This is a genomic window from Novosphingobium sp. IK01, assembly GCF_033242265.1.
GTDB lineage: Bacteria > Pseudomonadota > Alphaproteobacteria > Sphingomonadales > Sphingomonadaceae > Novosphingobium > Novosphingobium pituita.
This window is the reverse complement of sequence record NZ_BTFW01000001.1, coordinates 401,052-426,210: the sequence shown is the minus strand read 5'-3', so window position 1 is coordinate 426,210 and position 25,159 is coordinate 401,052. Positions and strand designations below refer to the sequence as shown.

Genomic DNA, 25,159 nt, shown 5'->3' with positions numbered 1-25,159 from the left:
TGTAATGTCAAGGCAATTGCCTGCCCCAAGGCAAAGGACTAGCGACGCCCCGTGGAGAACGGAGGGAGGCCTAGTCAGCCCCTTACCGAACTAAAGAGAATAATACAATGAAACCATCATCTTATTACCAGGATGACGGAAATTGGCGGCGCCACGGAATGGCCGCCTCCCGACGTCGGAACCTGGATGGCTTCCGCGCCTTGGTGACAATCGATTTCATTGCAACCCAGCCCTTCGGAGGGCCTGTCACCCCCCAATTCCTCGCCACAACTCACCATTCCTCGCCACAAACAGGTAAGAACAAATGAGCGAGTCACTTCCTCAACGCGAAACGATGGAATTCGATGTCGTGATCGTGGGTGCAGGCCCTGCCGGGCTGGCCGCCGCGATCCGCATCCGCCAGGCCGCTGCCCGTGACAATCGCGACGTTTCGGTCGTGGTCGTGGAAAAGGGCTCGGAAGTCGGCGCCCATATCCTCTCGGGCGTGGTGGTCGATCCGATCGGTCTCGACAGCCTGCTGCCCGACTGGCGCAACCACCCGGACTGTCCTTTGCACACCCGCGTAAAGGAAGACCGGTTCCTCTATCTCACCCAGACCGGATCCCATGGCCTTCCTGCCGCGATGATGCCGAAATTGCTCGACAACCATGGCAATTTCATCGGCTCGCTGGGCAATGTCACCCGCTTCCTGGCGGCCCGCGCCGAAGAGCTCGGCGTCGAAATCTTCCCCGGATTTGCCGCTTCGGAATTGCTGCTTGAAGACGGCAAGGTCGTGGGCGTGGCCACGGGCGACATGGGTATCGACCGGAACGGCGTTCCGCGCGCCGATTTCGTGCGCGGCATGGAACTGCGCGCAACCTATACACTTCTTGCCGAAGGCGCGCGCGGCTCGCTCAGCAAGCAGGCCATTGCCCACTTCGACCTTGATGAAGGATCCGACTTCCAGAAGTTCGGCATCGGCATCAAGGAACTGTGGCAGATCGACCCGGCCCGTTTTCAGGAAGGCCTCGTCCAGCACAGCTTCGGCTGGCCGCTCGACCGGAGCACCGGGGGCGGTTCGTTCCTCTATCACTTCGACGAGAATCTGGTTGCGGTCGGCTTTGTCGTCCACCTCAACTATTCCAACCCGACGCTCTCGCCGTTCGAGGAATTCCAGCGTTTCAAGACGCACCCGGCGATCCGCGACACCTTCGCGGGCGGCAAGCGCATCGCCTATGGCGCGCGCGCACTGACCGAAGGCGGGTGGCAGTCGGTGCCCCGGCTCACCTTCCCGGGTGGCGCGCTGCTCGGCTGCTCGGCCGGTTTCGTCAACGTGCCGCGCATCAAGGGCTCGCACAACGCGATCCTCTCGGGGATTCAGGCCGCCGATGCGGTGGTGGCCGAACTGGCCAGCGGCAAGCCGCGCAGCGAACCCCTTGCCTATGAGGAAGGCTGGCGCACCTCGGCGATCGGCCAGGATCTCAAGCCGGTGCGCAACGTCAAGCCGCTCTGGGCCAAGTACGGAATGCCGCTGGGCATCATGCTGGGCGGCGCCGACATGTGGTGCAACCAGCTTCTGGGCAAGTCGCCGTTCGGCACGCTCGCCCATGGCAAGCCCGACAGCGCCTGCCTGACGCCGATCGCGCAAGTCACGCCCATCACCTATCCCAAGCCCGACGGCGTGCTGACGTTCGACCGTCTTTCCTCGGTCTTCCTTTCGAACACCAACCATGCCGAGGACCAGCCCTGCCACTTGCGGCTGACCAACCCGGCGGTTCCGATCGAAATGAACCTGCCCGTCTTTGGCGAACCGGCCCGGCTCTATTGCCCGGCAGGCGTCTACGAGGTCGTCTACGACGACGAGGCAACCAAGAGCAGCCCCCGCTTCGTGATCAATTCGCAGAACTGCGTCCACTGCAAGACCTGCGACATCAAGGACCCGGCCCAGAACATCACCTGGGTACCGCCTGAAGGCGGCGGCGGCCCCAACTATCCGAATATGTAAAGTTCCCCCCAGGAAAGGATCGTCAACGTGAGTGACGTCATTATTCGTAAAGCCGCGGTTATCGGTGCGGGTACGATGGGTTCGGGCATTGCTGCCCATCTGGCCAATGCAGGCCTGGAAGTTGTGCTGCTCGATCTGGATGCAGCGGTTGCCAAGGGCGGGGTGGAACGCCAGCTGAAGGCTGGCGGGTTCATGATGCCCGAATTTGCCCAGCGCATCACCACCGGCTCGACCGGTGCGGACATCGGCCTGCTGGCCGATTGCGACTGGATCATCGAAGCCGTGGCCGAACGGCTGGACATCAAGCATGCGCTGTTCTCTGCCATCGACAAGGTGCGCAAGCCCACGGCCATCGTGTCCTCGAACACCTCGACCATTCCGCTTCACGACCTGCTCTCGCCGTTCTCCGACGCGTTCGCGGGCAACTTCCTGATCGCCCACTTCTTCAACCCGCCGCGCCACATGCGCCTGCTCGAACTGGTGAGCGGTCCGCGCACACTGGCTTCGACCACCGCCACGATCCGCGATTTCTGCGACGAGCGGCTGGGCAAGGGCGTGGTGCCCTGCAAGGATACCCCCGGTTTCATCGGCAACCGCATCGGCTGCTACTGGCTGGCCGTGGGTCTTGACGAGGCGATCAAGGCGGGCATCCCCGTCGAAGTGGCCGACGCGACCATCGGCAAGGTGTTCGGCTTCCCCAAGACCGGCATCTTCGGGCTCTACGACCTGATCGGCAACGATCTGATGCCCAACCTGATCCGCTCGCTCCAGCACACCCTGCCCGCCACCGACGCCGTGCAGGTTACCCCGGCTGAACCGCCGCTGCTGACCGACATGCTGGCCCGTGGCCTGACCGGCCGCAAGGGCGGCGGCGGTTTCTATCGCCGCTCGAAGGACCGCAAGACCAGCGAAACGCTCGATCTGGTTTCGGGCGAATTCCGCCCCACCGCGCCTGCCGCCTGCCAGAGCCTGACCGACGCCAAGGGCGATGCGCGCGCGCTGCTCGCCCATCCCGCGCCCGGCGGACGCTATGCCTGGGCCGTGCTGTCGCGCACGCTGGCCTATGCCGCCGCGCTGGTGCCCGAAATCGCCGACCGTCCCGACCTCGTCGATGAAGCGATGCGTCTGGGCTATGGCTGGAAGTTCGGTCCGTTCGAACTGATCGACCGGATCGGCGCCGACTGGTTTGCCAAGACCCTCGAAGAGAGCGGCGCACCGGTGCCCCCGCTGCTGGCTGCTGCGGCGGCCAAGGGCGGTTTCTACCGCGTGCACGAAGGCCGCAGCGAAGTGCTGGTTCCGGCCGCTGGCGCCATCGACTATGCGCCGATCCCGACCCCGGCGGGCGTGATCTCGATCGCTGCGCTGCGTCTGGCCGGAAAGCCCGTCGAAGCCACCTCCGCCGCCAGCCTGTGGGACATCGGCGATGGCGTTGGCCTGCTCGAATTCCACAGCAAGATGAACAGCTTCAGCGCTGACCTGATCGCTTCGGTCGGCCAGCTGGTGACGCTTGCCCAGACCCGCTTCAAGGCGCTGGTCATCGGCAACGAAGGCCCCGTGTTCAGCGCGGGCGCCGACCTTGCCGGGGTTCTGCGCATGGCCCAGGCCGGTGACGAAGAAGGCCTTGCCGCCTTCATCCAGGCTGGTCTGTCCGCGTTCAACACCGTGCGCGATGCCACCATCCCGGTCGTGGGTGCGGGCTTTGGCGCGGCGCTGGGCGGTGGCTGCGAAGTCCTGCTCCATTGCCATGCCGTGGTCGCCCATGCCGAAATCGGCATCGGTCTGGTCGAACCGCGCGTGGGCCTGCTGCCGGGCTGGGCTGGTCTGACCCAGCTTCTCGTGCGCCTTCAGGAACGCGATGGCGATGCGGCCAAGACTGCCCTTGCCGCGCTGCACACCGTGCTGCCCGCCCAGACCTCGACCAGCGCGTTCGACGCCAAGGCCAAGGGCTTCCTGCGCGAAAGCGACGGCATCACCATGAACCGCGATCGCCTGATCGCCGATGCCAAGGCCCGCGCCCTGGCGATGGTGCCCGGCTTCACCACGCCTGCGCGCGCCACGGTGACCCTGCCCGATGCCGCCGTGGTTCAGGCCGAAGCCGCCAGCCTGGCCGCCACGCTGGCGCCGCACGATGCGGTGATCGGCGAAGCCATCGCGCAAGTGCTGGCTGGCCCGGCAACCCTGCCCGAGGCAGCCGTGACGGAGCGCGCACTGGGCGCCTTTGTCGCCCTTGCCCTCACCCCTGCGAGCCAGGCCCGCATCGATGCGATGCTGCGCACCGGCAAGCCCCTTCGCAACTGATTTCCGCGCCGCACGAAAAGGCGCGGCAAAAACAAGGAGCGTTCAATGCCCGATTATACTCCCCCCGTCGAAGACATGGGTTTCCTGCTGAAGGACGTGTTCCAGGCTGAAAAGATCCTGACCGGCCTTCCCGGCTACGAAGACGTGTCGGCCGATCTGGTCGAGAGCATTCTGGAAGAAGCCGGCAAGTTCTGCGCGGGCGTGCTGCGTCCGATCAACCAGAGCGGCGATGAAGAAGGCAGCCGTCTGGTCGATGGCAAGGTCTTCACCCCCAAGGGCTTCAAGGAAGCCTTCAAGGCGTTCGTCGATGGCGGCTGGTCGAGCCTGTCGGCCCCGACCGAATTCGAAGGCCAGGGCCTGCCCCGCACGGTGCAGATCCTCGTGGACGAGATGCTCTCGGCCTCGAACCTGTCGTTCGGCCTGTTCCCGGGCCTGACCCGCGGTGCCTGTGAAGCCATCGAGGCCCACGCCAGCCAGGAGCTGAAGGACACCTACCTGCCCAAGATGATCTCGGGCCAGTGGACCGGGGCCATGGGCCTGACCGAAGGCACCGCCGGTTCGGACCTCGGCCTGCTCAAGACCACGGCCAAGCCGAACGGCGATGGCTCGTACACCGTGTCGGGCTCGAAGATCTTCATTTCTTCGGGCGATCACGACATGGCCGAGAACGTCATCCACCTCGTTCTCGCCCGCCTGCCCGACGCGCCTGCCGGCACCAAGGGCATCAGCCTGTTCCTGTGCCCCAAGTTCCTGGTGAACGAAGACGGTTCGCTCGGTGAGCGCAACTCGGTCAACGTCGGTTCGCTCGAACACAAGATGGGCATCCACGCCCAGCCGACCTGCGTCATGAACTATGACGACTGCAAGGGCTGGCTGGTCGGCGAGGTCAACCGCGGCCTCAACGGCATGTTCACGATGATGAACGCCGAACGCCTGTTCGTGGGTGTGCAGGGCCTGGGTCTGGCCGACTCGTCGTACCAGACGGCTTCGACCTACGCCAAGGAGCGCAAGCAGGGTCGCGCCCCCGGTGCCAAGGAATCGGGCATGATCATCGAGCACCCCGACGTGCGCAAGATGCTCCTGACGATGCTGTCGTTCGTGGAAGCCGCCCGTGCGCTGACCATCTTCACCGCGCTGGAGATGGACAAGGAATCGAAGTCGACCGACGCCGAGGTGCGCAAGCAGTCGACCGGTCTCGTCGCGCTGCTGACCCCGGTCATCAAGGCGGCCTTCACCGACTTCGGGTTCGAAGCGACCGTGCTGGGCCAGCAGGTTCTGGGTGGCCACGGCTACATCAAGGAATGGGGCCAGGAACAGTTCGTGCGTGATGCCCGCATCGCGCAGATCTACGAAGGCACCAACGGCATCCAGGCGCAGGATCTCGTGGTCCGCAAGCTCTCGCTCGAAGGCGGCGCCACCGTGCGCGGCTTCTTCGGCGACATTTCGGCCACGCTGGCCGAAGGCGCCAAGGTGCCGGCTCTGGCCGAAACCGCAACGGCGGTTGCTGCGGCTCTCGCCACGCTCGAAGACGTGACCGCCTGGCTCACCACCGGTGAAGGCGCCAACGGCCTCGAACAGAACAGCGCCGCAACCGACTACCTGCGCATGTTCGCGCTGGTCACCTTCGGTTGGCTGTGGGTCCGCATGGGTCTGGCCGTCGTGGCCAAGGGCAATGCGGCCACCCCGCATGAGACCCGCAAGCTGGCCGTGGCGCACTTCTTTGCCACGCGCATCCTGCCCCAGGCTCATGCCCTTGCGGTCCAGATCAAGGCTGGCTCGGCCCCGCTGATGGCGGTCGCTTCCGCCGAGTTCTAAGCCTTCCCCCTGTTGCGCCGGGCTGCACGCCCTCTCCCCCCTGACTGCGGTCCGGCGCAACACTGCTGAGAGACAGTTTCGATGAAAATTCTCGTTCCGGTCAAGCTGGCGATCGATTCCAACGCGAAGCCCCGCGTCAAGGCTGACCGCACCGGCGTCGACCTTGCCAACATCAAGCTTTCCATCAATCCCTTCTGCGAAATCGCCGTCGAGGAAGCCGTCCGCCTCAAGGAAGCGGGCAAGGCTGCCGAAGTCGTGGTCGTTTCGATCGGCGTGGCCAAGGCTGCCGATGCCATCCGTTCGGCACTGGCCATCGGCGCGGACCGTGGCATCCTGATCGAGGCCGAAGGCCGCGTGGAGCCCCTCACCATTGCCAAGCTGCTGGCCAAGGTCGTCGAGGAAGAAAAGCCCGACCTCGTGCTGACCGGCAAGCAGGCCATCGACGACGACAGCAACCAGACCGGCCAGATGCTGGCGGCCCTGCTCGACTGGCCGCAGGCCACGTTCGCCTCGCAGGTCGAACTCGACGGCGGCGCGCTGGTCGTCACCCGCGAAGTTGATGGCGGTCACCAGACCCTGAGCCTGTCGCTGCCCGCGCTGGTCACCACCGACCTGCGCCTCAACGAGCCGCGCTATCCCTCGCTGCCCAACATCATGAAGGCCAAGAAGAAGCCTGTCGATACCAAGCCCGCCGCGGCCTATGGCGTCGATACCGCCCCGCGCCTGAGCGTGGTCGAAGTGCGCGAGCCCGCCGCCCGCAAGGCCGGCATCAAGGTGGCCGATGCACAGGAACTCGTGAGCAAGCTCAAGGCCGTCGGCGCTCTCTGAGCGCCCCCTCCCGGGCAAGGCCGCCCGAGCGCCCCGGCGCCCGGACGAAACCCCAGCCCCCAGGCTTCATTCGGGACAAGATCCATGAAAACCCTTCTCATCGCAGATCATGACAACCAGACCGTCGCCGATGCGACGACCAAGGCCCTGACCGCCGCGCGCGCGCTGGGCGGCGAGGTCGACATCCTCGTGGCTGGCCAGGGCGCGCAGGGCGCCGCCGATGCCGCCGCCAAGCTCCAGGGCGTGACCAAGGTGCTGCTGGCCGATGCTCCGGCCTATGCCAATGGCCTGGCCGAGCCGGTCGCCGCGCTCGTCCTCTCGATCGCGCAGGGCTATGAGGCGATCGTCGCCCCGGCCAGCTCGACCGGCAAGAACGTGCTGCCCCGCATCGCCGCCAAGCTCGACGTGATGCAGGTTTCCGACGTCACCAAGATCGACGGGCCCGACACCTTCGAGCACCCGATCTATGCCGGCAACGCCATCGAGGTCGTCAAGAACCCCGAGCCGGTGAAGATCTTCACCGTGCGCACCGCCGCCTTTGCCGCCACCCCCGCCGATGGCGCGGGCGCCCCGGTCGAAGCCGTCGCCGCCCCGGCTGTCGAAGGCCGTGCGACTTTCGTGCGCGAGGAACTGGCCAAGAGCGAACGCCCTGAACTGGGTTCGGCCAAGATCATCGTTTCGGGCGGTCGTGCGCTCGGTTCGGCCGAAAAGTTCAACGAAGTGCTCCTGCCGCTGGCCGACAAGCTGGGCGCAGCCGTGGGTGCCAGCCGCGCGGCTGTCGACGCCGGCTATGCTCCCAACGATTTCCAGGTCGGCCAGACCGGCAAGATCGTTGCCCCCGAGCTCTACATGGCTTTCGGTATTTCCGGCGCCATCCAGCACCTTGCGGGCATGAAGGACAGCAAGGTGATCGTGGCCGTCAACAAGGACGAAGACGCCCCGATCTTCCAGGTGGCCGACTTCGGTCTGGTCGCCGACCTGTTCCAGGCCGTGCCGCAGATCGAAGCGGCGCTGGGCTAAGGCGCAGAACAAGCCTTCTTCCTTTTGCTGCCCCTCTCCCCGTGCTGCCCACGCCCTGACTTGTCCGGGCGCGGGCAGCACCGAAACGGAAAAGCGAGACTGCCATGAAGACCCCCATTACCCCCGAGGAGGCCGTTGCCGGCATCCCCGATGGCGCTTCCATCATGATCGGCGGCTTCCTGCGCGCCGGTCGCCCCCAGCGGCTGATTGCGGCCCTGCTGGCCTCGGGCAAGAAGAACCTGACCATCATCTCCAACGACACCGGCTTTGCCGGTGAAGGGATCGGCGCGCTGATCACCTCGGGCCAGGTGGCTCGCGTGGTTGCCTCGCATATCGGCACCAACCCCGATACGCAGAAGGGCCTGATCGAGAAGACCATGCAGGTCGACCTCGTGCCGCAGGGCACCCTCGTCGAACAGATCCGCGCCAAGGGCCACGGGCTGGGCGGCGTGCTCACCAAGACCGGACTGGGCACGATCATTGCCGACGAAACCAATGTGGTGACGCTCGGTGGCGAGCAGTGGCTCTATGCCCCGCCGCTGCGCGCCGACTTCGGCTTCGTCTATGCCGACCGCGCCGACATGGTGGGCAACCTTGCCTACACGATGACCGAACTGAACTTCAATCCGTCCATCGCCATGGCTGCCGACACCGTCTTTGCCGAAGCCCGCGTCATCGTGCCGGTGGGCGCGATTGCGCCCGACGATGTGCGCACGCCCGGCATCGTCATCGACCACCTGATCGCGAGGGCCTGAGCCATGAGCAAGGAAATCATTCTTCGCCGTACCGCCAAGGAACTGGAACCTGACAGCTTCGTCAACCTCGGCATCGGCCTGCCGACCGGGGTGGCGACCTATGTTTCCCCCAAGAGCGGCATCTTCTTCCATTCCGAAAACGGCCTGGTGGGTCTGGGCGCCAAGCCCGCGCCGGGTCTGGAAGACCCCTCGCTGACCGATGCTGGCGGCGGCTTTGCCGGGGCCGTGCCGGGCGCGATGTCGATCGACAGCACGCTTTCGTTCGGTCTGGTGCGCGGTGGCCACCTTGCCGCCACGGTGCTGGGCGGCCTTCAGGTCGACGAGGAAGGCCGTCTGGCCAACTGGATCGTGCCGGGCAAGATGGTGCCGGGCATGGGCGGCGCGATGGATCTGGTGGCCTGCGCCAACCGGGTGATCGTGGCCATGCAGCACACCGCCAAGGGTGCGCCCAAGATCGTGCCCAAGTGCACCCTGCCCCTCACCGCCGACCGCCGCGTCGATCTCATCATCACCGACATGGCGGTCATCAAGCCCACCGATGCCGGGCTGGTGCTGCTCGAACGCGCGCCGGGCGTGACCGTGGAGCAGATCGTCGAAGCGACCGCAGCCAAGCTGATCATCGAGGGCGACGTGCCCGAGATGGATCTGGCAGCCTGAGCGGCGCACAAGGATATCTGTCATGAAGATCGAAGACGTCAAAGACAACGCTTTCGCGATCCCCTTTACCAGCCCGTCCTACCCGCGTGGGCCGTTCCGGTTCTATGATCGCGAATTCGTCATCATCAGCTACCGCACCGACATGGAAGCGCTGCGCGCCGTGGTGCCCGAGCCGCTCGAAATCGTCGAGCCGGTGGTGAAGTATGAATTCATCCGCATGCCCGACTCGGTCGGCTTTGGTGACTATACCGAAACCGGCCAAGTCATCCCGGTGCGCTTCAACGGGCGCGAGGGCAACTACACCCACGCGATGTATCTCGATGCGGCAGCCCCCATCGTGGGCGGTCGCGAGATCTGGGGCTTCCCCAAGAAGCTGGCCAAGCCCAACCTGCGCGTCGAGGGCGAAGTGCTGGTCGGCACGCTCGATTGCGGTTCGATCCGCTGCGTGAACATGACCATGGGCTACAAGCACGAGATCCTTGATCACGCGCCGATCGCCAAGGCGCTCGAAATGCCCAACTTCCTGCTCAAGACGATCCCCCACGTCGATGGCACCCCGCGCATCTGCGAGCTGGTCGAATACCATCTCGAAGACTACGTGGTGAAGGGCGCCTGGTCTGGTCCGGCGAGCCTCCAGCTCTTCGACCATGTCCGCGCCGACGTCAGCCGCCTGCCCGTGCGCGAAGTGCTCTCGGCCGTCCACTTCGTGACGGACGTGACCCTCGGCCTCGGCAAGGTCGTGCACGACTACATGAAGCCCTGACCGGGCCGGGAGGCTCGCCCTCCCGCCCGGGCGGTCAGCCCGGCTGATCCGCACACCCCAAAAGGCCCGCGTGTCCCCATGGATACGCGGGCCTTTTGCCGTCTGCACGCCCGACGCCGTACCCCATCAGACACTCAAACCAATCAGGCGCAGGCGCGCGCCAGAAAGGCGGTGATCCGCTCGTCGTCGCTCAAGGTGACATTGAAGCGGAGATAGTCGCTCCACATCCCGTTTATGCTGAACACATTGCCCGGTGCCAGCACGATCCCTTCGGCCAGCGCCTCGCGGGCGAGTCTGGCGGCATCGAGCCCGCCGGGCAGCCGCGCCCAGACGAACAGGCCCGCAGCCGGTTCAAGCCACGGGGTGATGCCGATATCGCGCAGGCGCGCCATCGTCCGTGCCCGGGCGCGCGCAAGGCGGGTTCGCACCCCCTCGATATGCCGCCGATAGCCGCCATCGGTCAGCACCGCATGGACGACCTCGGCCGAGAGCGGATTGCCCGACATCGCGGTCGCGATGCGCAAGTCGGCCAGGGAGTCGATCCAGTCCGGGCGCGCCGCGATATGCCCGCAGCGCATCGCGGCGGTGACCGACTTGGAAAAGCTGCCGATCCGGATCACCCGGTCGAGCCCGTCGAAAGCGGCCAGACGCGGCGCGGGCGTGTGCTCGAAATCGGCGAAGATGTCGTCCTCGACGATCACCAGATCATGCTCGGCAGCCAGCTTGAGCAGCCGGTGCGCGGTCGTTGCCGAAAGCGTCGCCCCGGTGGGATTGTGAATGGCCGAATTCGTCAGATAGAAACGCGGGCGATGGTCCGACAGGGCCGCGGCGAAGGCCGCCACGTCAGGCCCGGTCGGGGTCATCGGAATGCCCACGACATTGGCCCGGTGGGCCCGCAGCAGGGCCAGAAAATTGAAGTAGCACGGATCGTCGACCAGCACCGTGTCGCCCGGTTCGAGCAGGAAACGGCTCACCAGATCGAGCGCATGGGTGCTGCTTTCGGTCAGCAGGATCTGCCCGGGCGCGGCGCCCACGCCCTGTTCCTCCAGCCGACGGGCCAGCAGGGTGCGCATGCGCTCCGACCCCAGCAGCGAGGAATAGCCGATCAGCGAACTGTCCGCGTCGCTCCGGGCCGCCGCGCGCATGGCCTTGCGGATCTGTGCCCCGGCCATCCAGCTCTCGGGCAGCCAGCCACCGCCCGGCTTGAGGGTATGGCTGCCATGGGTCAGCGACTGGCGCAGCATCCACAAGGGGTCGACTTCCCGCTCGATCTGCGGGCCGATGCGGTCGAGCGAAAGCGGCGAGAGCGGCGCCGACACATAGAAACCCGCGCCCGGACGCGAGCGGATCACGCCATCGGCGGCCAGCCGGTCATAGGCCTCAACCACCGTCGACTTCGAAAAGCCGGTCGTCTCGGCCATCGCCCGCACCGAGGGGAGGCTGGCGCCGGGCGTCAACAGGCGGCGGTCGATCCGGTCGCGGATCGACTGCATGACTTGTTCGGTACGGGTCAGGTTTGTCGCAGCCACGATAATGACCTCACTGTACTGTGATTCCCATCGGTACGGTTTTTCTGAATTGTACCGATCCGTCCCTGTAATGGCCAGAGCCTTTCGGGCACTGGATGCCACACAGGAGGCATAGATGACATTCAGGTACCGCACCCCCCTCACCCTCGCGCCCGCTGCGGCTCTGGCCGCCGCCCTCTGCGTCGCGCTGGCCACCCCGGCTGCCGCGCAGGACAAGCCCGATGCCCAGACCCATGCGATCACGCTCCATGGCGTGAACACGCATCCGGCCACCATCCGGGCCGCGCGCAAGACGCTGGCACGGATCGGGGACGCCGCGCTTGCGGTGTGCGGTGCGCCCGATTCCAGCCTGCACGACGTGAAAATGGCTGTCCGGGCCTCGACATGCTGGCACGAGAGCATGATCAAGACGCTCGCACGTATCAACGATCCGCTGCTGAACCGGGCCGCTGCCGACCAGGGCCTTTGAAAGCCAGACCTGATCCGGAGACAATGCCATGAACCGCCCTTTCAAGCTCGTCGACGTTTTCGGCACCGATCCCTTCACGGGCAATCCGCTCGCCGTGATCGCCGGGGCGGAAGACCTGACAACCGAAGAGATGCAGCGCATCACGCGCTGGCTGAACCTGTCGGAAACCACCTTTCTCCTGCCGCCAACCCGCAGCGAGGCCGATTACCGGGTGCGGATCTTCACGCTCTCGCATGAACTGCCCTTTGCGGGACACCCGACGCTGGGCACCTGCCATGCCTGGCTCGAAGCGGGCGGCGTGCCCAGGCGCTCAGGCGTGATCGTGCAGGAATGCGGCGCGGGGCTGGTCGAGATCCGTCAGGGCGGCGAGACCCTCGCTTTTGCCGCCCCGCCCCTGATCCGCGCGGGCGAGCCGCGCGAGGCGGACATCGTCCGCGCCGCGCAAGTCCTGCGCATCGACCGCGCGATGATCACCGCCGCGCAGTGGGTCGACAATGGTCCGGGCTGGCTGGCCGTCCTGCTGCCCTCGGCAGAAGCGGTCCTCGCCGTCGAACCGGCCCGGCACCACCCGGAGCGGATCGACATCGGCCTTGTCGGCCCCCATGCCCCGGAAAGCGAGACCGCGTTCGAACTGCGCGCGATCTTCTCGGGACAGGACGGCGCCCTGATCGAAGACCCCGTCACCGGCAGCCTCAATGCCTCGGTCGGGCAATGGCTGTTTGCCAGCGGGCGGGCACGCGGTGCCTACGTGGCGGCGCAAGGCACGCGGTTGGGTCGCATGGGCCGGGTCCAGGTGTCGCAGGATGCGAGCGGTCAGGTCTGGGTGGGTGGTCGCACCCGAACCATGTTCTCCGGGCAGTGAGAGGCCACCCATGACGGCCAGCCCCTCGCCCGATCGGGCGGGGGGCAAGCCCCGGAGCGGTTCATGACGCCATCATGCCGCAATTGCGTCCTGCCTCATCGCGCAGGACGCGGCGGAAGCGGATAGATGATGAAATCGGCATGACGGTCGATCGCCGGAGGCGAGGATGCAGTGGCAAGTGCGCCCTGCAATTCCTTGATAACCGAAGGAGAAAGCGGCAGCGCCCGCTCCTCGGGATGGCTGGAAGCCTCCATCGGATAGTCCTGCCCCGGTGTGCGCGTCATTTCGATATGCGTGCCCAGCAAGGCGCGGATCGGATGCGTGTCGGCAAAGGCCGCCAGCCGGTCGGCACTGGCACGAAATTCGTCGAAGTGCCCGGCAGGGATATAGAGGCGCCCCGGATAGAGCATGTCCCCCGACAAGAGGAGCTGCGTTATGGCATCATAGACCATGATATGGGCTGGCTCGTGACCCGGTGTGGGGATGATGTCGAGCACCCTGCCCCCCAGATCGAGATGGCCGATCCCCTCGGGCCAGTGCGCGATGCCGAACGCCGCCGCGACCTGCTCCGGCCCGAGCCCGACAACCGTCGTATCGGGCCGATCCGCGAATTCCGCGTCTCCGGCATGATGATCGCCGTGCCCATGCGTATGGGCGACCAGAAGCCGGATCGGGCGCCCCTGATGGCGTTCGCGCCATTGCGCGATCAGCCGGTCGACCGTGGGGCGAACCTTGAGCCCCCCTGCGCCGGTATCGAACAGCACCACGCGGTCGCGACCGAACAGCAGGTAGAGAAACGGCGCCTCGAAATTGGTGCGCACCGACTGGCGGATCACGGCGGTGTCCGGGTCGATCATCTGGACCTGGGTTTCAGGCTCGCTCGCGCCCGTCCCGTCGATCCAGGGGGCAAAGGCCGGCCATGCCACGGGAGCAGGCGGATCGAACACCGGTTCTCCGGCCTGCGTTCCGCCTGCGGCCTGCGCCCCCTCCCCGGCCAGACAGGCCGCAGCCAGTGGCAGCAACGACAGGGTCAGCCCCCTCACACGCCCCCCGCGCTTCATTTGGCGCCCCGGACAAGTCGGCGTAAACGGGATTGCTTCACAACAGTCGCTCCTTGAACGGCGTGGCGGAAAAGAAAACCCTCATGGCATTCCCGGGTTCGCGCTTCCTTCCCGCCGTTTTCGATCAGTCGTGCCGGATCATTTCTGGCCTGATCACTCCTGAGGCGCGATGGTCAGGCACAGGCCATCCAGTTCGCTCGACGCCTTGACCTGGCACGACAGGCGCGAGCCCTCGGCGCGATGGGCCGAACCGTCCAGCAGATCGGCTTCGTCTTCCGACATGGCGGGCAGCAGACCGGCAAAATCCGGGGCGATCACGACATGGCAGCTCGCGCACGAGCACACGCCACCGCAAAACGCGGGAATATCGTCGATCCCGGCGACCTTGATGATTTCCATGAGGGACGTGCCGATATCACCCGCGATCTCGCGGGTCGTCCCCGCGACGTCGGTGACGTGAATGCTGATCCTGTTCTGCTCCAAATTCACGGTCATTCCGGTATTTCTCCGTCGATGGGTCATGCGATGGTCGCGTGCGGCGGCCTGCCCCATGGCGCGCGCACTGCCGACGCCGTGTCACGTTGATGGAAAAGCGCGTTCGGCAGCCTCATGCCGAAACGGACAAGGCTAACGGACCAGACTGGAGGCTCGATTTCCACGGATGGAATTCGTATTAAGTATTACTTTTAATGTCAACAGTAATAATTTCAGGCCATCCGGGTACTACGCGCATACCCACTCCGGGACGCGCCATCCCGGACGAGCAGCAGGCGTGATACGGTCAGGCTTCCCTGCTCCAGGATGCAGGGTCACAGGATGCGGGCAAAGGCCGCCACACCATTGCGAGGACCATCGGGAAAAGCACCGGTGGACGGGGCGCCAGCCGGCGCGCGCGCGGACGGCGCAACGTCAGCGGCCGGAATTTGACCGATCCCGCCGAAAATCGCCTCGATCGTGCGCACGCATGAAGCCACATCGGCGTCGGCCAGCGCATACCAGACCTGCTTGGCCTCCTTGCGCGTCTGCACGAGTTCGGCGCGGCGCAACTCGCCCAGTTGCTGGCTGAGCGCGGGCTGCACGAGGCCGGTCGCCTCGGCGATGTCGCCGACATTGCGCTCCCCGCGCAACAGGCACGAGAGGATCATCAGGCGCTGGGGCTGGGCGAATATCTTGATCTTCTCGGCAGCGAGAGCGGCAAGCTCGCGGTCCTCGTAAAGCGCCTTCACGGGCGATCCCCGGGGCTGTCCTCGAAGCGGCAGAACCAGTCGGCAGCGCCCTCCGGGGTGGTCGTCGCGGGCAGCAACAGCCGCCCGCCCGCCGCCCAGCCTTCCGGGGTCAGCACATCGGCGTCATCGACCTGCTGCAACGCGCGCAGCAGGCGCAGCATTTCCTCGACCGAGCGGCCGACATTGTGCGGATAGCTGGTCGTGGCGCGCACCACGCCGCGCGGGTCGATGAAGAAGGTCGAGCGCATCGCCATGCTGTCGGCCGACGTGTCGTCGATCATGCCATAGGCCCGGCCCACTGCCATGCTCGGGTCCTCGATGATCGGGAACGTGATCTCGACACCGAACAGGTCGCGCAAGGCGCGGACCCAGGCGAAATGGGCATAGAGACTGTCGACCGAGAGCCCGACGAGCCTGCACCCCAGCGCATCGAAATCGGCCTGGCGCCGGGCCAGTTCGGCAAATTCGGTGCTGCACACCGGGGTGAAATCCGCCGGATGCGAGAAAAAGAGCACCCATTGCCCGCGCAAGGCGGAAAGCTGGAATGGCCCTTGCGTGGAGCGGGCCTGAAAATCGGGCGCCAGATCGCCGATCCGGATCTGGCCACTTCTGAGAGAAGCCGCGTCTTTGGTCATTTCAACATCCATGCCCCGCTCCCTGCAAGCCCGCCGGGCCCATGGCAAGCTCCCCGCGTCCGAGGCAAGCCCCCATGTCCAACCCTTGACGGTTTCAGATTATATAAATACAGATTTCTTGTAAATGTGAAATCAAAGGAGATTCACATGCCGGACCCCACCCTCGCGCAGCCTGGCGCGCAGATCGACGCCCAACCCCACTCCCCCGGACAGGTTCCAGACCCGGTTCTGGACAGCGCCCGTGCGCAAGTCGTCGCCGCGCAGCAGGGAACGCCCGCCATCAAGGCTTTCTTCGACATGCCGACCTTCACGGTCACCTATGTCGTCCACGATCCCCACACGCGCCGGGCCGCCATCATCGACAGCGTGCTCTCCTACGATCCCGCCTCGGGGCGCACCTCGCGCGAGGCGGTCGATCCGGTTCTGGCCCATGTCGCCGAGCTGGGCCTGAGCGTCGACTGGCACCTCGAAACCCACGCCCATGCCGACCACCTCTCGGCAGCCCCCCTCCTGCAACGGGAACTGGGCGGCCAGATCGCCATCGGCGCGCATATCTGCGAAGTGCAGAAGACCTTCGGCACCCTGTTCAACGCCGAACCCGGCTTTGCGCGCGACGGGTCGGACTTCGACCGCCTGTGGGCCGATGGCGACAGCTTCCGGATCGGCGAACTGCCGGTCACGGTGCTTCATGTGCCCGGCCACACACCGGCCTGCGTGGCCTATGTGATCGGCGATGCGGTCTTTGTCGGCGACACCATGTTCATGCCCGACTATGGCACCGCCCGCGCCGACTTTCCCGGCGGCGACGCGCGCACCCTGTTCCGCTCGCTGCGCCGCATCCTCGAACTGCCGGGCGAAACCCGGCTGTTCATGTGCCACGACTACCTGCCCGAAGGGCGCGACCACTACGCCTGGGAAACCACCGTGGCCGACCAGCGCCGCGCCAATGTCCATGCCCATGACGGGATCGACGAGGACGCCTTCGTCGCCATGCGCGAAGGCCGCGACCGCACGCTGGCCGTGCCGCGCCTGATCCTGCCTTCGGTGCAGGTGAACATGCGCGCAGGGCACCTCCCGCCCGCCGAGGACAACGGCGTCGTCTACCTCAAGATCCCGGTCAACCAGCTGTGAGCGCGCCTGCCTTCTGCACGGCGCTGGGCCAGGCTTTCACCAAAGCCTTCCCCCATGCCCAGCCGGGCGCCGGGCTGACCGGCGGGATCATGATCGGCCTGGCCGCCGCGATCATGCTGCTCGCGCTGGGCCGGATCGCCGGGGTAAGCGGCCTTGCCGCGCGGGCAGCCGGTATCGCCCAAAGTGGCGCGCCGCGCAGCACGGCCCTGGCCTTCATCCTCGGCCTGCCACTCGGCGCGCTGGTCGTCAGCCTGATCACGGGCGGCGTGAGCGCGACCTTTCCGGCCACGCCCACGCTCATCGTGGCGGGCCTGATCGTCGGGTTCGGCACGCGGCTGGGGTCGGGCTGCACGAGCGGCCATGGCGTGTGCGGCCTTTCGCGCCTGTCGCGCCGCTCGATGGTGGCGACCGGGCTGTTCATGGCCAGCGGCTTTGCCACGGTCGCCGTCCTGCGCCTGACGGGAGCCCTGTAATGAGCAACCCTGAAAACACCACGAAGGGCGGTCAGATGGGCAATACCACGCGCACTTTCCTCGCTTTGCTGTCGGGCACGCTGTTCGGCGCCGGGCTGGTCGTCTCGGGCATGGCCGATCCGGCCCGCGTGCGCGCCTTCCTCGACCTGCTCGGCCCATGGGACCCGACGCTGGCCTTCGTGATGGGCGGCGCGATCCTTCCCATGGCGCTGGCCTGGCGCATCCGCCTGCGGCTCGAACGCCCGCTGGCCGACAGCGCCTTCCACCTTCCCGAGACCCGCACGCTCGACGGCAAGCTGGCGCTCGGTGCGATCCTGTTCGGCATCGGCTGGGGCCTTGGCGGCCTGTGTCCGGGGCCCGCGATCGCCAGCCTCTCGCTCGCCCCGGCCTCTGCCGTTCCCTTCGTGCTGGCCATGCTTGGCGGCATGGTCCTCCACCGCATGGCGACACGCTGACCCCCATTCCACGATGCCATAAAGGAGCCCCCCCTTGGTCATCAAACCCCTGACGCCGCGCCTTTCCGTTGCCCCCCAGCTGACAGTGGACGATATCGCCCGGGTCGCCCGGTCGGGCTATCGGTCGATCATCTGCAACCGCCCCGACGAGGAAAGCCCCGACCAGCCCAGCGCCGACGACATCCGCGCCGCAGCGCAGGCCGCGGGCCTGGCCTTCGCCTATATTCCCGCCATTTCAGGCGCGCTGACCGACGCGAATGCCAGCGCCATGCGCAGCGCGCTCGAAACCCTGCCCGCCCCGACGCTGGCCTATTGCCGCTCGGGCGCACGGGCCGAAAAGCTGGCGCAGATGGCCGGGCTTCTGGATGACCCGGCCGAGGCGGACACCTGCGACGTCCTGATCGTGGGCGGCGGCAGCGCGGGCATCGCCACGGCGGCCAGCATCCTCAAGCGCCGGCGCGGCATCCGCCTGACCATCCTCGACCCGTCCGAAATGCATTACTACCAGCCGGGCTGGACCATGGTCGGCGCGGGCATCTTCGGACCCGACTTCACCCGCCGCGCCCAGGCCGACCTCATCCCGCGCGGCGCGCGCTGGATCCGGGAATCGGCCGCCGAATTCCATCCCGAGGAACGGCAGGTCACGCTCGGCGACGGCCGCCGCATCGGCTATCAGGTGCTGATCGTCTGTCCGGGCATCTCGCTCGACTGGGGCGCCATCCCCGGCCTGACCGAAACGCTCGGCCAGAACGGCGTCACCTCCAACTACCGCTTCGATCTGGCGCCCTATACCAACCGGCTGGTCCAGCAGTTTTCCGGCGGCCGCGCGCTGTTCACCCAGCCCGTGATGCCGATCAAGTGCGCGGGCGCCCCGCAAAAGGCGATGTATCTCTCGTGCCACCGCTGGGAGCGCATGGGCATGCTCGCGCGCACCAACGTGCAGTTCCACACCGCTGGCACCGCGCTGTTCGGCGTGCCGACTTACGTGCCCCCGCTGATGGCCTATGTCGAACGCTATGGCATCGACCTGGCCTTCGGATCGAAGCTGGTCGAGATCGACGGCCCTGCCCAGACCGCGATCTTCGAGCGCAGCGACGGCGAAGGCACGAGGCGCGTGGCCGAACGGTTCGACATGATCCACGTCGTGCCGCCCCAGGTCGCGCCCGAATTCATCCGCACCAGCCCGCTGGCCGCGCCCTCGGGCTTCGTCGAAGTCGACGAGGCGACCTTGCGCCACCCCCGCTACCCCGAAATCTTCGCGCTGGGCGACAGTTGCTCGGCCTCCAACGCCAAGACCGCCGCCGCCGCCCGCAAGCAGGCTCCCATCGTCGCGGTCAATGCCCTTGCCGCGCTCGACGGCAAGCCCCCGGTCGCCACGTACAACGGCTATGGCAGTTGCCCGCTGACGGTCGAGGCCGGGAAGATCGTGCTGGCCGAATTCGGCTATGGCGGCAAGCTGCTGCCCACGTTCCCGCGCTGGCTGATCGACGGCACCCGCCCCTCGCGCCTGGCCTGGCTGCTCAAGGATACGATCCTGCCCCCGGTCTACTGGCACGGGATGCTCAAGGGCCGCGAATGGATGGTCAAACCCCAAATGATCGCAGCAGGACAGACAACATGATGGATACCTTCCACTATGCACTGGGCGCCCTCTCGGGCGGCCTGGTCGGCTTCGTGCTCGGGCTGGTGGGCGGGGGCGGCTCGATCCTGGCGGTGCCGCTCATGGTCTATCTGGTCGGCGTGCCCAATGCCCATGTGGCCATCGGCACGAGCGCGCTGGCCGTGGCCGCCAATGCGGCAGCGGGCCTTGTCAGCCATGCCCGCGCCCAGCACGTCAAATGGCGCTGCGGGGGGATCTATGCCGCCGCAGGCATTATCGGCGCGCTCGTGGGGTCGACCTTCGGCAAGATGGTCGATGGCAACAAGCTGCTGTTCCTCTTTGCGCTGGTCATGCTGCTGGTGGGCGCGCTGATGCTCAAGGGGCGCGGCAATCCGGGCAATCCGGGCGCCGAATGCAACCGCGAAAAGGCCCCCAAAGTGGCCGCCTATGGCCTTGGTTCGGGCGTGTTCTCGGGCTTCTTCGGGATCGGCGGCGGCTTCCTGATCGTGCCGGGGCTGGTCGCCTCGACCGGCATGCCGATCCTGATGGCGGTGGGCACCTCGCTCGTCGCGGTCACCGCCTTTGGCCTCACCACGGCGGCCAACTATGCGTTCTCCGGCCTCGTCGACTGGCCGCTCGCGCTGGTCTTCGTGGTCGGCGGGGTCGTCGGCAGCATCGGCGGCACGCGGATTGCCCAGCGGCTGGGGGGCAAGAGCGGGCGCCTCACCACGGTCTTTGCCTGCCTCATCTTCGCCGTCGCCTTCTACATGCTCTGGCGCAGCGCCGCCGCCTTCCTTTCCGCTTCCTGACCTGCCCGACGGGCCTGCCCCCCCCCGCCCCGCGCCCGCCTTACCTGTTTTGCGCGGTCGCTTCAGTGAAAGTCCCGCGATCTGGGGATGATGCGGACATTGCGCGGATGCTTGCGCAATACGGGCGGGCTCTGGGAGCGGGAGGCCTGGGAGCCAGAAGACTGAAAGCCAGAAGACTGGGAGCCGGGCCCCTCCCCGGCATGATCGTCGAGGCTGGCCAGCAAGGCGCTTTGGTCGAGCACGCGGCTCGCCATCAGGTGGACCACCCCTTCCGGGCTGCGCTGGATTTCGCCCTCGATCACCATCAGCCTTGCCGACATCACCGCGCGGCGCTGTTTTTCCATGTCGCGTGACCAGAGCAGGGCATTGGCAATCCCGGTCTCGTCCTCGATGGTGATGAAGACCGCATTGCCCTTGCCGGGACGCTGGCGGATCAGCACGACACCGGCCACCCGCAGCTTGCGCCCGTCAGGGGCGTTGTTGGCATCGGCGCAGCTTGTCACCCCCTCACTGTCGAGAATGCCGCGCAAAAACTGCATGGGATGGCCTTTCAGGGAAAGGCGCGTGGTCTGGTAATCGGCGACGATCTCCTCGGCGGGGGTCATGGCCGGAAGCCTTGCATCGGGTTCGCGGGCCAGTTCGGGCGCCTGCGCAGCCGCGAAAAGCGGAAGCTGGGCTGGCGGATTGCGCCGCGCCTCCCACAGCGCCTTGCGCCGGGTGAGCCCCAGCGAGCCAAGCGCATCGCCATCGGCCAGCTTGCGCAGCGCCGCCGGGGGAAGCGAGGCGCGCCCTGCCAGATCCTCCATCGACCCGAAAGCGCCCGATTGCCGTGCCGCGCAGATGGCTTGTGCCCAGTCCCGGCGAAAACCCTCGAGCCGGGAGAAGCCCAGCCGCAACGCCGGTTGCCTGCTGCCCTGTCGCGGTTCGAGCGTTGAATCCCACATGCTGGCATTGGCATCGATCGCCCGCACCTCCACGCCATGGTCGCGCGCATCGCGTACCAGTTGCGCAGGGGCATAGAACCCCATGGGCTGGCTGTTGAGGAGCGCGGCAGTGAAGACCGCGGGATGATGGCACTTGAGCCATGACGAAACATACGCCAGCCATGCAAAGGCCTGGGCATGGCTTTCGGGGAAACCATATTCGCCAAAGCCGCGGATCTGCTCGAAGCACCGCTCGGCGAAGTCCTCGCTATAGCCGCGCGCGGTCATGCCGCCGACCATCTGCTCGCGGTAATGGTCAACCGTGCCGCGATTGCGGAACGTGGCCATGGCGCGTCTGAGGCCATCGGCCTGCGCGGGGGTAAAGCGCGCCGCGACGATGGCCAGCTTCATGGCCTGTTCCTGAAACAGCGGCACGCCCAGTGTCTTGCCCAGCACCTCGCGCAGTTCATCGGGATCGTGCGGCGGTGCCGGACGGGGAAAGCGCACCGGCTCTTCCCCGTTGCGGCGGCGCAGATAGGGATGGACCATGCCGCCCTGGATCGGGCCGGGCCGCACGATGGCGACCTGAATCACCAGATCGTAAAGCTCGCGCGGTTTCATGCGGGGCAGCATGGCCATCTGCGCCCGGCTTTCGACCTGAAAGGTGCCGATGCTGTCTGCCCGCTGCAACATCCGGTATGTCGCCGCATCCTCGCGCGGGACGCTCTCCAGGCTGATATTGCCAAGGCCGTGACGCGCCATGAGATCGAAGCTCTTGCGGATGCAGGTCAGCATGCCCAGCGCCAGCACGTCCACCTTCATCAGGCCGAGGGCGTCGATGTCGTCCTTGTCCCATTCGATAAAAGTGCGATCGGGCATGGCCGCATTATGGATCGGCACCAGTTCATCGAGCCGCCCTTCGGTCAGCACGAAGCCGCCGACGTGCTGCGAGAGGTGCCGGGGAAAACCCAGAAGCCGGTCGACGAGCGTCCTGAGCCGGGCAATCTGCGGGTTTTCGATATCGAACCCGGCTTCGGCCACGCGGCTTTCGGGTACGTCACGGCCCCCGCTTCCCCAGATCGTGGCAGACAGCCTCGTCGTCACATCCTCGGTAAGGCCCAGCGCCTTGCCCACTTCGCGCAAGGTGCTGCGCGGTCGGTAATGGATGACGGTGGCCGCGATCCCTGCCCGCTCGCGCCCGTAGCGGGCATAGATGTACTGCATGATCTCCTCGCGCCGCTCGTGCTCGAAATCGACGTCGATATCGGGTGGCTCGTCGCGTTCTTCGGAAAGGAAACGGGAAAACAGCAGCTTCTCGCGCACCGGATCGACCGGGGTGATGCCCAGGAAATAACAGACCAGCGAATTGGCCGCGCTGCCCCGCCCCTGACACAGGATCGGCGGGTCAAGGCTGCGGGCATGGCGCACGATGTCGTGGACGGTCAGGAAATAGCACGCATAGCCGCGCTTGCCGATCAGCGCGAATTCCTCGGCCAGCACGGTGCCATAGCGCTCGGGCAGGCCATCGGGGAAAAAGCGGCGCGCGCCCTGGTGGACGAGATGCTCCAGCCAGTCCTGCGCCGCCCATCCTCCGGGCACCGGCTCGCGGGGATATTCATAGCGCAAATCATCGAGCGTGAAGGCAATGCGTGCGAGAAGATCGGTGGTGGCCGCCATCGCCTCCGGGCAGGCGCGGAACAGGCGGGCCATTTCCGCAGGCGGCTTGAGGTGCCGTTCGGCATTGGCGGCAAGGCGCCTGCCCGCCATGTCGATCGTCACGCCCTCGCGGATGCAGGTGAGGATATCGTGCAGGGGACGGGCATCGGGGCTGGCATAAAGCGCATCGTTGGTGGCGATCAGCGGCACCCCGAGCGAGGCCGAAAGGGCCTGCGCGGCCTTCAGCCGGCGGGCATCGGCCCCGGCACGCAGCATGGTTGCCGCCAGCCATACCCGGCCAGGGCATGCCGCGCCGAGCGTTTCGAGCGTTGTGCGATCGGGTCCGGTGACGATCAGGGCCATGTCCTGCGCATGGTCGAGCAGGTCGCCAAGGTGGAGGATGCAATCGCCCTTGCTGGCACGCCGGTTGCCAAGGGTCAGAAGACGCGTCAACCGCCCCCAGCCATGGCGCGTCATCGGGTAGGCCACGATGTCGGGCGGCTGGTGTCCATCATGCGGGGCGGGAGAAAAGACCAGCCTTGCCCCCACCACCAGCCGCAGACCGCTGGCGCTGCCGCCGATCTCGCGCCAGGCCACATGGGCACGCACCACGCCCGCCACGGTGTTGCGATCGGCCATGCCGATCCCCGCCATGCCCAGTTGCTGCGCGCGCGCCACCATCTCGGCCGGGGACGAGGCACCGCGCAGGAAGCTGTAATTGCTGGCCGCCAGCAGTTCGGCGAAGGGTGGATGCACGCTCATGCAAAGACGCCGTGGAGATACCAGTGCGGATCGGGCTTCTCGTCGTAGAGCCCGTGGCGGAAGATCCAGTAGCGCCGCCCGCGTGCATCCTCGATGCGGTAATAGTCGCGGGTCAGCCCGCCCTGGCCGGCACATTCGCCGCCCTTGTGCCGCCACCACTCGTTGGCGATCCGCTCTGGCCCCTCGTAAAGCCGCACCTCGTGCAGCTTGCGGCGCCAGCGAAAGCGATGGGGCGGGCCATCGGGCACTTCGGCCAGAACCTCGACACGCCGGGGCGGGTCAAACAGGAAGAGCGGCCGCATCGGCGGCTCCCCCTCGGGTGGGCGGGGCCATGTGGCAGGCGCGCGTTCCTCCATCGCGGGCAAGGCGAATTGGGCCTGCTCGGGCAGATGGCTCTCACGCGGGACAAGGCGGCGCAGGCACCCCGCACCGAGCCGGGTTCCAAGCCGCTCGATCAGTTCGGCAAGGGCCACCTCGTCCCTTTCTTCCCCGTCAAGGCGGGCCTGGCTGGCGGGCAAAGGATCGGTGGCGGGCAGGAACAGGCTGATGCGGTCATAGCCGAAGCCGGGGTCGAGCGGGTCGGCAAGGCTGGCGATGCGCTCGTCGAACAGGCGAAGGACCAGCGCGGGATCGCGGGTCGGGCGCCCGGTCTCGATATCCAGACGATGGCGGGCCCCATCGCTGCGATGAAGCGTGAGTACAAAGCGCCTGCCCCCCAGATCGCGTTCGCCCAGAACACCGGCGGCTTCCTGCAACACCTCCATGAAGACCGCCGCAATCGTGGCCTGCAAGCCGATGGGTTCGGCAAACCGGCGCTCGAAGTGGAGCGGTTCGGGGTCGCGCAGCGCATCGATGGGGGCCAGTTCCTCTCCGGTCAGGCGGGAGAGCGCGCTGACCGCGCCCACCCCGAAGCGCGCCGCGATGGCCGCGGCGGGGCGCACGGTCAGGTCTCCCACGCGCTTGAGGCCTGCACGGTTGAGCGCGAGCGTGGATTCCCCGTCGAGCCCCAGCGCCAGCACGGGAAGCGCCCGGATGGCTTCCCGCTCGTCCAGAACGGGAAGTGCGCCATGGCGGGCCAGTGCCTGCGCCGCTTCCGGGGTGGAGGCCGCAGCCCAGCGCAGCGCCATGCCGATACCGGCCATGCCGTCCTCGACCTGCGCGCACAGCCCGGCCTCGCCCCCGAAGAGGTGATCCACCCCCGCAATATCCAGCGTGATCCCGTCGGGCGCTGCCAGCGAGACGCGCGGGGTCCAGTCGAGGCAGTGGCGGGCCAGACGTTCGAGCCAGTGGCGGTCCGCACCTGCGTCCATTTCGGCAACGACCAGTTCGGGCTCCAGCGCGCGGGCATCGGCAAGCGTCATCCCCGGCGCAATGCCCAGCGCCCCGGCCCTTGCATCCACGGCACAAAGCCGGAGGGCCCCCCTCACCCTGGCGATCATCGCCAGCGG

22 protein-coding genes are annotated in these 25,159 nt (G+C 66.7%); 15 read left to right on the top strand and 7 right to left on the bottom strand.

All coding sequences use genetic code 11. The annotated features are described in order from the left end of the window. Window positions 1-304 precede the first annotated feature (304 nt). The 8 genes from SBI20_RS01985 (at window position 305) to SBI20_RS01950 (ending at window position 10,120) form a co-directional block, all read left to right on the top strand. Window positions 305-1,984, top strand: coding sequence for an electron transfer flavoprotein-ubiquinone oxidoreductase (locus SBI20_RS01985; protein ID WP_317973462.1), 1,680 nt, complete (start codon window positions 305-307; stop codon window positions 1,982-1,984). A 27-nt stretch (window positions 1,985-2,011) separates the two neighbouring features. Continuing rightward, the gene (locus SBI20_RS01980; protein WP_317973461.1) at window positions 2,012-4,282 is read left to right on the top strand and encodes a 3-hydroxyacyl-CoA dehydrogenase/enoyl-CoA hydratase family protein; all 2,271 of its coding nucleotides are present in this window, start codon (window positions 2,012-2,014) and stop codon (window positions 4,280-4,282) included. A 45-nt stretch (window positions 4,283-4,327) separates the two neighbouring features. Further along, window positions 4,328-6,097 (top strand): acyl-CoA dehydrogenase C-terminal domain-containing protein, encoded by a 1,770-nt coding sequence (locus tag SBI20_RS01975; RefSeq protein ID WP_317973460.1) that lies wholly within the window; start codon window positions 4,328-4,330, stop codon window positions 6,095-6,097. An 81-nt stretch (window positions 6,098-6,178) separates the two neighbouring features. Next, window positions 6,179-6,925 carry an electron transfer flavoprotein subunit beta/FixA family protein gene (locus SBI20_RS01970; protein WP_317973459.1) on the top strand — a complete coding sequence of 249 codons (747 nt, stop codon included), beginning with the start codon at window positions 6,179-6,181 and terminating at the stop codon, window positions 6,923-6,925. 84 nt (window positions 6,926-7,009) lie between these two features. Next, window positions 7,010-7,945 carry an electron transfer flavoprotein subunit alpha/FixB family protein gene (locus SBI20_RS01965; RefSeq protein WP_317973458.1) on the top strand — a complete coding sequence of 312 codons (936 nt, stop codon included), beginning with the start codon at window positions 7,010-7,012 and terminating at the stop codon, window positions 7,943-7,945. Between the two features lie 104 nt (window positions 7,946-8,049). Then, window positions 8,050-8,700 carry a CoA transferase subunit A gene (locus SBI20_RS01960; RefSeq protein ID WP_317973457.1) on the top strand — a complete coding sequence of 217 codons (651 nt, stop codon included), beginning with the start codon at window positions 8,050-8,052 and terminating at the stop codon, window positions 8,698-8,700. 3 nt (window positions 8,701-8,703) lie between these two features. After that, window positions 8,704-9,357: a 3-oxoacid CoA-transferase subunit B gene (locus SBI20_RS01955; protein ID WP_317973456.1), complete on the top strand. Its 654-nt coding sequence runs from the start codon at window positions 8,704-8,706 to the stop codon at window positions 9,355-9,357. Window positions 9,358-9,379: 22 nt separating this feature from the next. Next, window positions 9,380-10,120 carry an acetoacetate decarboxylase gene (locus SBI20_RS01950; RefSeq protein WP_317973455.1) on the top strand — a complete coding sequence of 247 codons (741 nt, stop codon included), beginning with the start codon at window positions 9,380-9,382 and terminating at the stop codon, window positions 10,118-10,120. A 143-nt stretch (window positions 10,121-10,263) separates the two neighbouring features. Here the strand turns inward: SBI20_RS01950 and SBI20_RS01945 are convergent, their stop codons facing one another. After that, a complete protein-coding gene (locus SBI20_RS01945; protein WP_411911485.1) occupies window positions 10,264-11,649 on the bottom strand; it encodes an aminotransferase-like domain-containing protein in 1,386 nt (461 codons plus the stop codon). Window positions 11,650-11,764: 115 nt separating this feature from the next. On the opposite strand from SBI20_RS01945, the gene SBI20_RS01940 reads away from it, so the two are divergent. Then, on the top strand, window positions 11,765-12,118 hold the full coding sequence (locus tag SBI20_RS01940) for a UrcA family protein (RefSeq protein ID WP_317973454.1): 354 nt from the start codon (window positions 11,765-11,767) through the stop codon (window positions 12,116-12,118). 28 nt (window positions 12,119-12,146) lie between these two features. After that, window positions 12,147-12,980, top strand: a complete 834-nt coding sequence (locus tag SBI20_RS01935) for a PhzF family phenazine biosynthesis protein (RefSeq protein WP_317973453.1) — start codon at window positions 12,147-12,149, stop codon at window positions 12,978-12,980. Window positions 12,981-13,075: 95 nt separating this feature from the next. On the opposite strand, the gene SBI20_RS01930 is transcribed toward SBI20_RS01935, so the two are convergent. From SBI20_RS01930 to SBI20_RS01915, 4 genes are all read right to left on the bottom strand, one after another. Continuing rightward, window positions 13,076-14,023, bottom strand: a complete 948-nt coding sequence (locus SBI20_RS01930; RefSeq protein WP_411911484.1) for an MBL fold metallo-hydrolase — start codon at window positions 14,021-14,023, stop codon at window positions 13,076-13,078. A 171-nt stretch (window positions 14,024-14,194) separates the two neighbouring features. Continuing rightward, window positions 14,195-14,536, bottom strand: coding sequence for a 2Fe-2S iron-sulfur cluster-binding protein (locus SBI20_RS01925; protein ID WP_317973452.1), 342 nt, complete (start codon window positions 14,534-14,536; stop codon window positions 14,195-14,197). 314 nt (window positions 14,537-14,850) lie between these two features. After that, window positions 14,851-15,267, bottom strand: a complete 417-nt coding sequence (locus SBI20_RS01920; RefSeq protein WP_317973451.1) for an ArsR/SmtB family transcription factor — start codon at window positions 15,265-15,267, stop codon at window positions 14,851-14,853. Then, complete coding sequence (locus SBI20_RS01915) at window positions 15,264-15,902, bottom strand: peroxiredoxin (RefSeq protein WP_317973450.1); 639 nt, start codon at window positions 15,900-15,902, stop codon at window positions 15,264-15,266. The genes SBI20_RS01920 and SBI20_RS01915 overlap by 4 nt, the downstream gene beginning before the upstream one ends. 147 nt (window positions 15,903-16,049) lie before the next feature. On the opposite strand from SBI20_RS01915, the gene SBI20_RS01910 reads away from it, so the two are divergent. Genes SBI20_RS01910 through SBI20_RS01890 form a run of 5 tightly spaced genes read left to right on the top strand, consistent with a single transcriptional unit; the run spans window position 16,050 to window position 20,370 of the window. Continuing rightward, window positions 16,050-17,033: an MBL fold metallo-hydrolase gene (locus SBI20_RS01910; protein ID WP_317973449.1), complete on the top strand. Its 984-nt coding sequence runs from the start codon at window positions 16,050-16,052 to the stop codon at window positions 17,031-17,033. Then, window positions 17,030-17,506 carry a YeeE/YedE family protein gene (locus tag SBI20_RS01905; RefSeq protein WP_317973448.1) on the top strand — a complete coding sequence of 159 codons (477 nt, stop codon included), beginning with the start codon at window positions 17,030-17,032 and terminating at the stop codon, window positions 17,504-17,506. The genes SBI20_RS01910 and SBI20_RS01905 overlap by 4 nt, the downstream gene beginning before the upstream one ends. Continuing rightward, window positions 17,506-17,961 (top strand): YeeE/YedE family protein, encoded by a 456-nt coding sequence (locus tag SBI20_RS01900; protein WP_317973447.1) that lies wholly within the window; start codon window positions 17,506-17,508, stop codon window positions 17,959-17,961. Before SBI20_RS01905 ends, SBI20_RS01900 begins: the two co-directional genes overlap by 1 nt. A 34-nt stretch (window positions 17,962-17,995) precedes the next feature. After that, window positions 17,996-19,582: a bifunctional protein tyrosine phosphatase family protein/NAD(P)/FAD-dependent oxidoreductase gene (locus SBI20_RS01895; RefSeq protein WP_317973446.1), complete on the top strand. Its 1,587-nt coding sequence runs from the start codon at window positions 17,996-17,998 to the stop codon at window positions 19,580-19,582. Next, the gene (locus SBI20_RS01890) at window positions 19,579-20,370 is read left to right on the top strand and encodes a sulfite exporter TauE/SafE family protein (protein ID WP_317973445.1); all 792 of its coding nucleotides are present in this window, start codon (window positions 19,579-19,581) and stop codon (window positions 20,368-20,370) included. The genes SBI20_RS01895 and SBI20_RS01890 overlap by 4 nt, the downstream gene beginning before the upstream one ends. Window positions 20,371-20,432: 62 nt before the next feature. Here the strand turns inward: SBI20_RS01890 and SBI20_RS01885 are convergent, their stop codons facing one another. Together SBI20_RS01885 and SBI20_RS01880 are read right to left on the bottom strand one after the other, a co-directional pair. Further along, entirely contained in the window at window positions 20,433-23,711 is a 3,279-nt protein-coding gene (locus SBI20_RS01885; protein WP_317973444.1) for an error-prone DNA polymerase, read from the bottom strand. Beyond that, window positions 23,708-25,150 carry a Y-family DNA polymerase gene (locus SBI20_RS01880; protein ID WP_411911536.1) on the bottom strand — a complete coding sequence of 481 codons (1,443 nt, stop codon included), beginning with the start codon at window positions 25,148-25,150 and terminating at the stop codon, window positions 23,708-23,710. The genes SBI20_RS01885 and SBI20_RS01880 overlap by 4 nt, the downstream gene beginning before the upstream one ends. Window positions 25,151-25,159: the final 9 nt, after the last annotated feature.

Coding starts and splice junctions, on each gene's coding strand:
- SBI20_RS01960 (WP_317973457.1), top strand. CDS start 8,050: ATGAAGACCCCCATTACCCCCGAGGAGGCCGTTGCCGGCATCCCCGAT.
- SBI20_RS01950 (WP_317973455.1), top strand. CDS start 9,380: ATGAAGATCGAAGACGTCAAAGACAACGCTTTCGCGATCCCCTTTACC.
- SBI20_RS01955 (WP_317973456.1), top strand. CDS start 8,704: ATGAGCAAGGAAATCATTCTTCGCCGTACCGCCAAGGAACTGGAACCT.
- SBI20_RS01880 (WP_411911536.1), bottom strand. CDS start 25,150: ATGATCGCCAGGGTGAGGGGGGCCCTCCGGCTTTGTGCCGTGGATGCA.
- SBI20_RS01890 (WP_317973445.1), top strand. CDS start 19,579: ATGATGGATACCTTCCACTATGCACTGGGCGCCCTCTCGGGCGGCCTG.
- SBI20_RS01975 (WP_317973460.1), top strand. CDS start 4,328: ATGCCCGATTATACTCCCCCCGTCGAAGACATGGGTTTCCTGCTGAAG.
- SBI20_RS01925 (WP_317973452.1), bottom strand. CDS start 14,536: ATGACCGTGAATTTGGAGCAGAACAGGATCAGCATTCACGTCACCGAC.
- SBI20_RS01900 (WP_317973447.1), top strand. CDS start 17,506: ATGAGCAACCCTGAAAACACCACGAAGGGCGGTCAGATGGGCAATACC.
- SBI20_RS01970 (WP_317973459.1), top strand. CDS start 6,179: ATGAAAATTCTCGTTCCGGTCAAGCTGGCGATCGATTCCAACGCGAAG.
- SBI20_RS01935 (WP_317973453.1), top strand. CDS start 12,147: ATGAACCGCCCTTTCAAGCTCGTCGACGTTTTCGGCACCGATCCCTTC.
- SBI20_RS01885 (WP_317973444.1), bottom strand. CDS start 23,711: ATGAGCGTGCATCCACCCTTCGCCGAACTGCTGGCGGCCAGCAATTAC.
- SBI20_RS01910 (WP_317973449.1), top strand. CDS start 16,050: ATGCCGGACCCCACCCTCGCGCAGCCTGGCGCGCAGATCGACGCCCAA.
- SBI20_RS01985 (WP_317973462.1), top strand. CDS start 305: ATGAGCGAGTCACTTCCTCAACGCGAAACGATGGAATTCGATGTCGTG.
- SBI20_RS01915 (WP_317973450.1), bottom strand. CDS start 15,902: ATGACCAAAGACGCGGCTTCTCTCAGAAGTGGCCAGATCCGGATCGGC.
- SBI20_RS01940 (WP_317973454.1), top strand. CDS start 11,765: ATGACATTCAGGTACCGCACCCCCCTCACCCTCGCGCCCGCTGCGGCT.
- SBI20_RS01965 (WP_317973458.1), top strand. CDS start 7,010: ATGAAAACCCTTCTCATCGCAGATCATGACAACCAGACCGTCGCCGAT.